This window comes from Streptomyces canus (assembly GCF_041435015.1).
Taxonomy (GTDB): Bacteria; Actinomycetota; Actinomycetes; order Streptomycetales; family Streptomycetaceae; genus Streptomyces; species Streptomyces canus_G.
Genome location: NZ_CP107989.1, coordinates 10,108,197 through 10,120,345, shown reverse-complemented (window position 1 = coordinate 10,120,345; position 12,149 = coordinate 10,108,197). Strand labels below are relative to the sequence as shown.

Here is a 12,149-nt window from a genome sequence, read left to right as displayed (position 1 = left end):
CGTCAGTCTCAACGGTCCTCCCCTGCTCGCAGCACACGCGCCAGGTCCACTCGGGACAGCAGCCGGGCCAGCGCCAGCACGACCGCGCTGATGGCAGCAGCGGTCGCCACCGCGGTGAGCGCCACCGTGCCCCAGGGGATGACCAGCGGCAGCGGTGGATAGGGGGTTTGTCCGCTGTCGTCCACGGTGACCAGTGGCAGCACCGCCGACGCCAGGGCCATGCCCATCAGCGCTCCCGGGACCATCGCGAACAGCGCCAGACCCAGTTGCTCGGCGCCCAGCAGCGCGGACAGGCTTCCGGCACGGACGCCGATGGCCCGCAGCAGGGCGAACTCCTTGCGGCGCTGCCGGGTGGAGACCACCGCGTGCACGGTGAAGGCGATGACCGCGAAACCGGGGGCCAGATACCGGACCAGTTCCAGCACCCGGCGCAGCCCGCTGCGGAACGGGTCGGCCTGCAGGGAAGCGGCGGTACCCGCCGTGGTGGTGACGCGGCCCAGCGCGGGCTGCGCCTCGGCGGCGGAGGCCGTGCGCGCGCTGTCGGTGCTGCTGAGCCACCAGAACGCGGGATCCTCCTGGTCTGCACCGGCCCGCGTCATCGCGGTGGCGAGTTGGCGCTGGTCGGCGATCAGATGCCCCTGTCCGCGGCCCAGTCCGGGCAGCGAGTCGACCCGGCCCACCACCTTGGCGATGATCCGGGCGCCGCCCAGATCGAGCGTGGTGGTGCTGCCCACGCCCAGGCGCGCATCGCGCAACGTCGGGGCGTCGGCGCGCACCGGCAGCGGGCCCGGCCGGCCGGCCGGGCCCGCCACGAGTCGCACCTGGCTGCCGGGCCGGGTGGCGTAGTCGCTGTCGGGCAGGTCGCCACCAAAGGCGTCATCGACGGCCTGAGAGGCCCGGATGCCGGTGCTGATGGTGGTCCGGAGCACCTCGGAGCCGCCGGAGCTGATGGAGCACACCCCGGGAGTGCCGAGTTCGTAGCCGCCGGTCGACTTTCCTTCGCACGCCCCCGCGGTGGAGTCGGAGGCGTGGTCCGTGCCATTGCCCCAGACCTGCCCACCGGGCAGTCGGGGGCCCCAGGCGTCGGCGGTGCCGCGCGCGCCCACCCGGATCAGTTCCAGGTCCAGTCGTGCGGGACGTACGTTCGGCTGCGGCAGGACGCTGACGGCGGTCACCGTCAGCGGATACTCCCGCGGATGGCCGCCACTCAGCGCCACATGAAGGGGGACCACGATGGTGTGCCTGGCTCCGTCGGCGGCGGGCAGAGGTGTCGTCACGGTGCTGACGAGGCCGGTCGCGTCCTGCACGGTCAGGACCAGGCTGGGCCCCGCCCGGCTGCCGTCACTGCTCAGCCGCTCGTCCAGCAGCAGCGCGGTCGGACGCCCGGGGAGCCGTATCCCGAAGACGTCCGGTGACGGGGTGCGCGGGGCGGGCCCGCCGATGGTGCCCACCAGGTCTTCGGTGGCGCCGCCGGGCAGGTTCACCGTCGACCGTGTCACCGGTGTCACGGCGGTCACCGCGGGCAGTGCGCGATAAGCGGTGGCCAGTGCGGAGGATGGGTAACTGTCGGCTGCGGACGGGGAGATCCGCACGTCGGCGCCGACGGTGAACGCGGCCTCCGCGGACGCCAGGCCGCCCAAGCAGGCAAGCGCGGTGGTGGCGAAGGCGCTCACCGACACGGCCAGACACATCAGCGACACCGGTCCCGCGTTGCGGGCGGCTCGTCGGCTCAACTGCCACCCGGCCAGCGCGAGGACCAGTCCCCGGCTGCGACGGCCGAACGCGTCCAGCAGGAGAGAGGTCAGCGGCAGCAGTCGAAGCAGCAGGAGCGCTCCGGTGCCCGCCACCAGGGCCGGCACCAGGACCAGCACCGGGTCCGCTGACGCGCTGCCACTGCCCAGGCCGGCGAGCAGTGAGTGGTGCCGCCGTAACTCCAGATACCCCAGGACGGCCACCGCCGCCAGCGCCAGGTCGGCGCCGAGCCGCTGCGCGGCGGCGGCCCGTGCGCCGCGGGCCGGCAGTGTCCGCGGCGACGGCAGTACGGGCAGCAGCACCGCCGCGGCGTGCACCAGCAGGGTCAGACCCACCGCCGCCCACGCGCCGGTACCGCGGCTGCCGGGGTGCAGCAGTCCGGCCAGGAAGGGCGCGGCGACGGCGGCCGGGACGCCGGTGAGCGCCCACTCGGCCGCCGCCCCGCGCAGCAACCGCAGGGTGCCGGCGCCTCTGGCCCGCTGGAGGGCCAGCTCATCGCGCCGACGCACCGTCAACTGACGGGCGGCCAGCACCAGGGTGGCCAGGGCGAGGGCCGCCAGCATCACGCTCGGCAGGTACAGCGAGGACCGGGCCGCCACCACCGGAACCGTCAGGTCGTCGATCGCGTCCGGCAGGCCGGAGGCCACCCTCAGGTCGTCCAGTGACGGCTGCCGCCCGCGGAACACCGACACGCGGCTCTGGCTGCCGGAGAAGGCACGCAGCCGGTCGTGCAGCCCGGGGAGGCTGTCCGCGTCGATAGGGGAGAAGTCCGGCTGCACACTCCAGTGGGCCGTCAGCTGTCCGTTCAGAACGGCACTGCCGTTGAGGGCCGACGCCGACACCACCAGCAAACGCTGGTCGGCGGTTTGGCCCCGGGCCAGGTCACCGGCCATGGCGGGCCAGAACCCGACGGCACCACTCGCCCGGAAGACACCGGTGATCCGCAAGGTCATGGCGCGCCCGAAGGCGTCCTGCACCTGAAGACCGGTACCGGGTTTGATGTCCAGGCGCTTGGCCAACACCTCGGGCACCGCCGCGTCGACCGGGGCGGTGGATCCGGTGGCCACCCGGACATCGGGGAGCGAGGTGAACGCGTCGGCCGGGGCGTCGGCCGTGCCGGCGGGCCACCGCCCGGCGACCAACTGTCCGAACCTGCCCCCGTCCTGCACCGCGACCGGGTGCAGCCCACTGCTCCCAGGCCCGCGCGGCGGGCCGGCCACCCCGTCAATCCCTGTCACCGAGACCGGCGACACGCCCAGCAGACCCACATAGGTCCGCTGTGGCACCCCCGCGAACACCCGCTCGGCTGCGGCCCGCACATCTCGATCGGCGGCGGCCATTCCCCCGGCCCGGAAGGACGCGCTGACGTCCACCTGCGCGTCGAGGTCGGCGGCCAGCCGCCGTACGGCCCCGGCCTGCACCGAACTCCCGGCCAGCGCCGCGAGCGCGGCCAGCGCCGTCGCACACAGCAGCACGGTCACCGCGACAGCGCCCAGCACCAGCCCGTGCCGCGTGGCCCGCCTGACAACGGCGGGAAGCCGCCGCCGAGCCGGGCGCGGAGCTCCCGGGCGTCGCCGCGGCGAAGACGGTAAGGCCGTGGCGACCACATGAACCCCCGCAGAATCGAACATGTGACGGTGACGGCGCGTCACATTCCTACCAGGCGTCCCCGCAACCACACAAGAATCGCTGATCGCCTCCTGATGATGCCTCGGACGCCCGCCCCCGGCTCCCCCGCCGGACAGGCGGTCGCCGCGACACCGTTGTCCCCTTGGGAGCGTGGACGGGCGAGCCGGGACGATCGGGCCGAGGCCCGCGGGGGACGAGCTGCGGGGAGGAACAGGGGTAGGACACGGGGCCCGACACGGCGGCGCGGGACGGCGCACCCGGCACGCCAATGACCTGCCGGTCCGACGCCCGCGGCCGGCCAGTCGCAGCCTGCGGTATGAGCGGAGCGAGTAACTCCCACCGCAGGTCGGGCAGACGTTGCGGACGGTGATCCGCAAGGGGATGATCGCGCCGTCTGTGGCTTCCGCCCGGGTGACGAGCACCCCGGTGGCGACGTCCTTGCCGCGGCTGGGTGGCGTGGCCCCGAAGTGCCGGTCGTTGATCTCCTTGAGGACGTCCCTCAGGAAGTGCCGCTCGGGATGACGCAGTTCTTCGGCTGTTCCTTGCCGGTGGGCCAGCCCAGACCGACGAACTTCAGTGTGCCGCGCACGCCCTGGCCCGGGTTCAGTTCGACCACCGCGACCGGCTTGTCGTACGGATTCCCGCCGCTGGTCAGGCAGATCAGGCCACTCGTGCCCCGCACCCGGTGCACCGACTGGAGTTTCGACCACTCCTGGCGGACGTCCGCGAGGCTGGGCGCCTGCTCGGCGTCGTTGCCCTGTACCGCGTGCAGAGCGGTGCCGATGGTCACGAGGCCGTCGTAGACGAGCATGGTGCGGGAGTCCTCCAGGTTCGGGGTGGAGCCGAGGTCCGTGCCCGCCTTGCTCGTGCTCTTGATCAGGTCGCTGAGCCCGTCCAGGGCCGCTTTGGGCTCCGTGAGGTACTGCGGGAGTTCGTTCGCGGTGGGCTCGCGGTGGTGGGTCTCCTTCCACTGCTTGGTCCAGGCGGCCAGTTCGGTGTCCCAGGCGGCCGGGTGCGCAGGGGCGGCGTACTGGACCGTCACCTTCGCCGCGCCGTCCTCGCCGCGCAACTGCGCCCAGTCCCTTTCAGACATGGCCTGCCGCAGCGAGGCGGCGTCGGAGCCGCTGACCAGGGTGAAGTGCCGGTTCGCGCAGGTCTGCCTGGCGAGCGTGAGCGCGAAGATCCGCAGGTGCAGCGTGCGCCCTGCGAAGTAGACCGTGTCGGCCGTGGAACCGCAGATGTTGTTGGCGATCTGCTCGAACTGGCTGCCGGTCGAGCCGGCCTCGTCGATGCCTGGGGATGTGAAGGGCATATCGTCGGGACCGGCTGGACCCGTTTCCTTGATCCCATGGAAGGCGCTCGCCAGCGACTGGACGTAGGCGTCCGGGCGGTCGTCGTAGACCAGCACCGTCCTGGCGTCCTCCCGGCCCCGCTCGCCGTTGAAGTTGGCCAGGGCCTCGGCCGCGTTGCCGTTGGTGGGGATGATCCGGGCCAGGCCGGGGAATCGTTGCTTCTTTCCCTCGACGTTCGCGATCCCGTCTCCGCTGATCCGGGAGGCGAGCACCGGGACACCGTTCTCCGTCAGACGTTCCACGGCCTTCTCGGTGGCGTCGAGGGTGAGGTTGAAGCCCGTGACCGCTCGCAGCTTGTCCTTGTCGGATTCGGCCATGTCGAGCAGTGCGCTCACGATCTTGTCCTGATGGCCGTAGTTCAGCCCGGGATTGGCCAGCATCAGCCGGATCCTGGGTACTTGGCCCATGCCCGAGTTGGCCTGTCGCTGTCCCAGATACGCGCCCTGGAGATCGCTGCGCATCTGCCGCCTCAGCCCCGCCGTGTCCGAATGGAGCGGAAGCATCATCGCCACGGTGACATGGGGCTGGTTCGCGATCCTCTTGTTCTCCTCCGAGATGGCTTTGGCCACGGCGCTGATCTCCGGTGTGCCGAAGTCGTAGCCCGCGCCGTCGACGCCGATGCACTCGCCGCCGATCTTCTCGACACCGTGGTGGCAGGTGTCCGGCTTCTGGAGGGCGGGAACGCCGAATACGCCGGCGGCCACGAGCACCGCCACGCCCGCCAGCGCGTAGAGGATCTTTCCCCACCTGGGCAGTCTGTTCCACCTGGGTATCCAGCCGGGCATCCCCGTCACCTCCTCCGGCCGAGCTGATCGGTGCAGTCGCAGCGGAGCAACGGCTGCTCGTTCGCGGCCAGTTGGCTCCATTCGGTGGCTATCGGGCCGAGTTCTCCGGCGCCGTCGAAGTCCATGGTCGACAGTTGCCGCAGCAACTGCTCCAGCGTGCGGGCCATTTCACCCCCGGTCGGTCTGGTGCGTTCCTCGCACAGCCATACGGCGTGCAGAAGTTGGTCGACGGTGCGGCGCAGTGGTGGTCCGTCGACCTGTACCAGACCCTGGGCGCGCTTGCGGCGCTCGTCCGCCCCGCCCGGATACGGCGCCTGGGCGATCTCCAGTAGTTCCCCGCACCACTGCCGGGAGCGGCCGGGGAGGGTGGCGGTGAGGTGGCGTACCACGTCGTCGATGCCGCCGGAGACAAGGTGGTGGTTCATCTGGTGGGTGGTCACCGAATGGAACGCACCGCCGCTCGGCGCACCCACGGCATAGTGGGCGCACAGCAGATGGTGGTCGGTGTACCAGGCGGCTCCGTCGCGCGACAGCCCGTACAGCCGGTGCACCAGCAGCTGGCGCAGGCCGAAGTCCCCGATGAAGTGCCGCTCGCAGCTGGGCCACCCGGTGTCGTTGAGCAGCCGCGCGACCTCATGTGCCGTCAGGCGCAGGACACGGCCCGCCTGGTGTTGGCGCAGCAGGACGTCCGCGCACTCCGGGTCGTGCGCCACCGACAGATGGGTGAGGAGATCGAGCCACTGGTCATGGTGCTCGTCCGGCAGCCGCACCGGCAGTTGGCCGAGGATCAGCTCCTGAAGCAGTACGTCCGTCACCGGCCGCTCGGGGGCGCCGTCCGGGTGGTGCAGCCCCGCGTCCAGGATGGCCCGGTCGTTGGCGTCCGTCTCCATCCGGTGGTCGGCGGCAGCGGTGGCCAGCCGGATCACCGTGTGCGGCCGTCCGCCGCTCAGTTGGGCCACGGCGGCGGTGATACGCCGGCGGTGCGCACCGCCCTCCCGCTCCGCGCCCAGCTGTATGCGCTCGGTCGCTTTGCGGAGCTGGTCGCCGGTGAGGAAAGGCATCCGCAGTATGAGCACCCCGGCGGACAGCGGGCCCCGGTCCTCCTCTCGGTCCCTGCGGCGGGACCAGGTGGCCGGCACCCCGTCAGCGGGCCGGAACGCTGCGACCTCCCTCGGTGGCAGACCCCCGTGCAGGAATTCGCCGCCGTCCGCCCGGCGTGCCGTGCCTACGATCACCACGCGGTCGCGCTGCCCGTCCCGGCGGTCGGTGAGTACGGCGCGCAACAGCCGCTCGCCCAGCGGTTCTTCTGCGTGGTCCAGCAGCAGTCCCGGGCGGCCGACCCGGCCCAGCCAGCCCCCCAGACCGCCGTACGCCGCCTCCAGATCCTCGCGCAGCGCCCGGAACAGGAAGCGCTCCGCGTCCTCCCGCCGCTCGCCGGCCGCCTGGAAGTCGGTGGCGAGCCTGCGCAGCCCGTGCTTGGGCTGGCCGGCCGCGCCGGGATACTCGCCGTAGATCCGGGTCAGTTCCGCCTCGCCCCGGGGCGTGACGCGCTCGAAGAGGGCGTCGAGCAGCGCTGTGAGCGCGGCGGCTCCATACGAGCCGATGGTCTGTCCGGCCAGGACCTCCAGCATTTTCCGTACGGCCCCGAGGAGCACGCTGCGCCAGAAGTCGCGTACTCCCAGACCGCGCAGGCGCGGCGGATGGAGCAGCTCCTCGTACCGCTCGACCTCTGTCCTGATCGCCGCAGGGGTGCCGTCGGCGACGCCGGTCGCGATCACCGCCAAGCCTGCGAAGAACCGAGGGAAGGTGAACGCGCCTCCCGTTCCCCGCCAGGTGTGCAGCAGCAGGGCGGCTTCGACAAGGGCCTCGGTCACCGCCGAGCGGGCACCGGGCTCCGGCCTGGCCTGGTCCGCGTACACCGGTGAGGCGCAGTCCAGATGGATCACCGGCACGTGGCGGGCGAAACGGTTGTGCACCGCCCGCAGCAGCCGCCCCTTGCCCATCCCCGGACCGCCGGTGAGTAGCACCACGGGCAGGTCAGGGCCGAACAACGCCTTACAGGCGGCACCCGTTGGCGAGCGCCCTAACAGGCGTGCGAAGAAACCGTCCGCGTCGAGGAGTTTCTCGAAACCCAAGTCCTCATACACGCATCTCCCCCGTGGATGTTCTCCCGCCCGGGAGCGGGTGATCGAAGTGGTGGATGGAGATTAGTGGAACACGGGACCTTCAGCCAGGACAACGGCTGTTATGTGAAGGGAAGTTGGTGGCGGGGATTCAGATGTCTCATGTCGTTGCTTCATGGCGCGCGGTGGGGGCCGATGGGCAGGAGGCCCGGAGGGTATGAAAACGGCCACGTGGGGTCGGCGCTCGGCATGACGTCGTAGGTGACGGAGTCTCGGCTTCCATCGCGTCCGGCGATGGGAACGCTCTGCCCAAGATCGCGCCGTCTGCTGCGGGCTGTCGAACGCGCAGAGCGCTGACGTCCGGAATGCGGCGGCCCAGGCGGGTCCAGTCGTCGTCAGCCAGGGTGCCGGCGCGCATGTGGTGCAGTTGGCGCTGCCCTATCACCGCATCAACGAGCGAACCGTGAAGGAACTCGCCCGCATCATCGGTGCTCATCCCGGTGAGAACCCGTTACGCCTGACCGTCCACGGCCCGTGCAGGACCACCGTCTACCAGCTCGCATCCTCCGTGAACGCAGCCACAGTGGCCTCGGACATCAAGTGCCTGACGCTGTCGGGGATCTTGCCTTCCGCTCTGTACGTGAACTGTGCGCAGTGGGAAGTTGGAGGGCCTGCGCCGCGCGGGCTGAGCCTCGGCCCCCATGTGTTCTCGCTCCAGGGAGTCGACCGTGACCTCCGATCACGACATGCTGTGGCGTCGTTGCGCGCACCTGGGTCGGCTCCTGCTGCCGGTGGTGGACGAGGAGGAATGGCGCCGGGCCCGTCGTCATGAGCGCCTGGGTGCCTGGGGTATCGACGTCGTGGAAGGCGAGCGACTGATCGAGGTCTTCGTGGCCCTCGCCGCCCATGCCGTCGCCGTCGATACTTCCGTGTCTGCCGCAGAATTTGACGTCCTGCCTTTGAGCTCGGTGGCTGACGCCGCAACCCGTAAACGCGACTTCGAGCTGCTCGCCGGGCTCCCGGACACCTTCGCCGACGGCCGCGACGAACTGGCCGTCAAGGTCTTCCGGCTGTACACCTACAGGGATGGGCCGTACAGCCGTCGGCTTTTCCAACTGAGCGCAGAAGTGCGCCGTGCGCTGAACGTCCTCGCCGAACGCTCGCGAATGCCGTCCCCCAGGTGCGGGCACGTCTTCTTCTGGGCGGCTGCAGCGGGCCTGTCCAGTGATCATGGAGATTTGACGAACTGACGGTGGGTGCTGCTCCTTCGCCAGCTTCGGCTCGGGCACAGTCCGGTGCAAGTTGGTGAGCACCACCTTGAGAACGATCGCCTCAGCCCGCGGGGTGAGTGGCGACGCGCCAGTACCGCGGGCGGGGGATGCGCTGCCAGTCGAAGAAGCCCTGAAGTGCGGTTGGGTTCCGGGGCTGCCGGGCAGGTGCTGGCGGCAAGTGGACGCCGATGCGTTCGAGGTTGACCGCGATGGCGGTCAGAACGTGCTGGACGTGGGCCTTCTCTTCGCTGCGGTAGCGGCGCTGCCGCATGCCGTGACCGTTGACGAACTCGCTGATCGTGCTTTCGATGGCGGCCCGCAGCGAGTAACGCGAGAGCCATTCCCGGGGCTGCTGCTCGCTCCGCGACGCGGATTGGGCGTGGCCCTGATGGCCGTCGTCGACGCCGATGACCATGCCGCCGGCGGTGTCGGCCTGGCGGACACGTCCTTGGCGAGTTCCTTCTTGCCCCCGTCGGCGTCCGGGGAGAAATCCTTCTTCCCGTCAGGTCGACGCTCTCGGGCACGTGGCTTTCAACCGCGCGGTTCGGATCGTCCTCGGTGAGGTGATCGGGGTGTTGTCCCAGGGCGGCGGTGAGCCATGCGGGCAGAGCCATCGGTACTCCAGTGTGTTCACCGCATGCGGCTGACGATCGCCAGCCAGTTCACGCTAAACGGGATCACCGGGCCCACGCATCTCCGGTGGGCCCGACACATCCCGTCGGCAGGTCTTTGAACCGGTTGGACACCGTGGTCCTGTCAGTGGCCCCCCCCCTTGCCGCCCCGGGCTCACGGATTCGATCGCGCATCTCGACCAGTCCAACACGACCACGCCAGAGCTCCGACCCCACCGGGAAGGGGAGTCACACAAAATCAAACGGGAAACGACAGAAACATTGACCACTCGTCGCCTTACCTCGTACTTTTCTCATCGCCTTCCCAACCTCGGTCCGATATTCCGGACGCGACGGGCGATGGCGCAGGCATGTCCCTGACCGGCCGCACCTGACCGTCAGCCCTCCCTTCCCCTGGAGAGCCGCATGTCCCCCACCCCTGCACGCAGATGGATACGACGCGTCACCGCGCAGGTCCTCGCCGTCGGCCTCGCCGTCGCCGGTCTGGCGAGCCTCGACCGGGCGGAGCCGTCTGCAGCCCTGTCCGCCGAACCGGCCGCCGTGAGCACCAGCCAGACAGGTGTCACCCCGCCGCCGATGGGCTGGGCGTCCTGGAACACCTTCTTCAGCAGCATCGACTCCACCGTCATCAAGCAGCAGGCCGACGCCCTGGTCTCCTCCGGCATGGCGGCCGCCGGTTACAAGTACGTCAACCTCGACGACGGCTGGTGGCAGGGCGCCCGCGACGCGAACGGCAACATCGTCGTCGACGAGAACCTGTGGCCCGGCGGCATGTCGGCCATCGCCGACTACATCCACGGCAAGGGCCTCAAGGCGGGTATCTACACCGACGCAGGCAAGCAGGGCTGCGGCTACTACTTCCCCACCACTCGCCCTGCCGCGCCCAACACCGGCATGGAGGGCCACTACCAGCAGGACCTGGAGACCTTCCAGCGCTGGGGCTTCGACTACGTCAAGATCGACTGGTGCGGCGGCGACAAGGAGGGCCTGGACCAGGAGACTCAGTACAAGCAGATCGCCGCCGCCAACGAGGCGGCGAGCGCCGTCACCGGCCGCAAGCTGGTGCTGTCGTTCTGCGAGTGGGGCACCGGACTGCCCTGGAACTGGGCGACCGGCTACGGCGACCTGTGGCGCACCAGCTCCGACGTGCTGCTCTACCGGCAGACGCCAAGCCTGACGAACATGTACGCCAACTTCGACAAGGCCCAGCAGCCCGCGGCCCAGCACACCGGCTACACCAACGACCCCGACATGCTCATGGTCGGTATCAACGGCCTCAGCGCCGCACAGAACCGGCTCCACATGAGCCTGTGGTCGATCCTGGGCGCTCCACTCCTGGCCGGCAACAACCTGGCCACGATGACCACGGAGACCCGGGACATCTTCACCAACCCCGAGGTCCTCGCCATCGACCAGGACCCACGCGGCCTCCAGGGCGTCAAGGTCGCCGAGGACACCCCGGGCCTGCAGGTGTACGGCAAGGTGCTGTCCGGCACCGGCAAGCGCGCGGTGATGCTGTTCAACCGCACCGGCTCCGCCGCGAACCTCACCGTCCGCTGGGCCGACCTCGGTCTGACCACCGCCTCCGCCACCGTACGCAACGCCTGGACCCGCACCGATGCCGGAACGTCCGCCACCGGTTACACCACCTCCGTCCCCGCCAACGACGCGGTACTCCTGACCGTCTCCGGCACCGAGGCCTCCGGCTCCACCTTCGAGGACACCACCACCGCCACCACCCCGACGTTCAGCGGCGTCACCGCCACCACGGCGGGCACCAAGCTGGTGGACATCACCTACGCCAACGGCGGCACCACCACCCGCAAGGCCACCGTCCAGGTCAACGGCCAGTACAAGTACGTCGTGGCCTTCCCGCCGACCGGCTCGGCCACCACGTACCGGACGGTCTCCGTACTGGCGCACCTGGCCAAGGGCGCGAACACGGTCAAGTTCGCCACCGTCTCCGCCGGCACCGCACCCGACATCGACGCCGTCCGCGTCCAGAGCATCCCCGGCACCGACGGTGTCGCCCTGGTCGGCTCCGCCTCCAACCGCTGCGCGGACATTGACAAGAACACCATCGCCAACGGCACTCAGGCACAGATCTGGGACTGCTCCGGCGGACGCAACGAGACCTTCACCCAGACCTCGCGCGGTGAACTCGTCGTCTACGGCAACAAGTGCCTTGACGCCGACAACCAGGGCACCGTCAATGGCACGAAGGTCATCATCTGGGACTGCACCGGCGGCACCAACCAGAAATGGACCGTCAACTCGGGCGGCACCATCACCAACAACCTGTCGGGCCTGTGCCTGGACGCCTCGAACGCGGCGACCGCCAACGGCACCAAGCTGATCCTGTGGACCTGCAACGGCCAGAACAACCAGAAGTGGACCCTCAACTGACGTCCACGGAAGGAGCGTGACGCATGACCGGCGAGGGCACGGCATCGCCCTCGCCGGTCACGTGCGCAGGTCGTCCATGGTCTGGGAGTCCGGACCCTGAAGATCACGACATCCGCCGTCGGACCGGGTGACAGAGCACAGAGAGACCCCGGCCGCAGAGGGCCGGGGTCTCGTGCTCTCACCATGACGGGCGAGGGCT

6 protein-coding genes are annotated in these 12,149 nt (G+C 70.1%); 2 read left to right on the top strand and 4 right to left on the bottom strand.

Translation table 11 applies throughout. The features are described 5' to 3' along the window. Positions 1–8: 8 nt before the first annotated feature. The 3 genes from OG841_RS46110 to OG841_RS46100 form a co-directional block, all read right to left on the bottom strand. Complete coding sequence (locus tag OG841_RS46110; protein WP_371570294.1) at positions 9–3,233, bottom strand: FtsX-like permease family protein; 3,225 nt, start codon at positions 3,231–3,233, stop codon at positions 9–11. A gap of 647 nt (positions 3,234–3,880) precedes the next feature. Further along, positions 3,881–5,518: an amino acid ABC transporter substrate-binding protein gene (locus OG841_RS46105; RefSeq protein ID WP_328635873.1), complete on the bottom strand. Its 1,638-nt coding sequence runs from the start codon at positions 5,516–5,518 to the stop codon at positions 3,881–3,883. A gap of 5 nt (positions 5,519–5,523) precedes the next feature. Next, positions 5,524–7,548, bottom strand: coding sequence for a hypothetical protein (locus OG841_RS46100; protein WP_371570292.1), 2,025 nt, complete (start codon positions 7,546–7,548; stop codon positions 5,524–5,526). Positions 7,549–8,369: 821 nt separating this feature from the next. On the opposite strand from OG841_RS46100, the gene OG841_RS46095 reads away from it, so the two are divergent. Next, the gene (locus OG841_RS46095) at positions 8,370–8,891 is read left to right on the top strand and encodes a hypothetical protein (protein WP_365122932.1); all 522 of its coding nucleotides are present in this window, start codon (positions 8,370–8,372) and stop codon (positions 8,889–8,891) included. 82 nt (positions 8,892–8,973) lie between these two features. On the opposite strand, the gene OG841_RS46090 is transcribed toward OG841_RS46095, so the two are convergent. Beyond that, positions 8,974–9,327 carry a transposase gene (locus OG841_RS46090; protein WP_371570289.1) on the bottom strand — a complete coding sequence of 118 codons (354 nt, stop codon included), beginning with the start codon at positions 9,325–9,327 and terminating at the stop codon, positions 8,974–8,976. Positions 9,328–9,949: 622 nt separating this feature from the next. Between OG841_RS46090 and OG841_RS46085 the strand changes: the two genes are divergently transcribed. Further along, positions 9,950–11,950, top strand: a complete 2,001-nt coding sequence (locus tag OG841_RS46085) for an RICIN domain-containing protein (protein WP_371570286.1) — start codon at positions 9,950–9,952, stop codon at positions 11,948–11,950. The last annotated feature ends 199 nt before the right edge of the window (positions 11,951–12,149 follow it).

What these genes read in the sequence shown, in the direction of transcription:
- OG841_RS46105 (WP_328635873.1), bottom strand. Translation starts at nt 5,518, where the DNA reads ATGCCCGGCTGGATACCCAGGTGGAACAGACTGCCCAGGTGGGGAAAG.
- OG841_RS46090 (WP_371570289.1), bottom strand. Translation starts at nt 9,327, where the DNA reads ATGGTCATCGGCGTCGACGACGGCCATCAGGGCCACGCCCAATCCGCG.
- OG841_RS46085 (WP_371570286.1), top strand. Translation starts at nt 9,950, where the DNA reads ATGTCCCCCACCCCTGCACGCAGATGGATACGACGCGTCACCGCGCAG.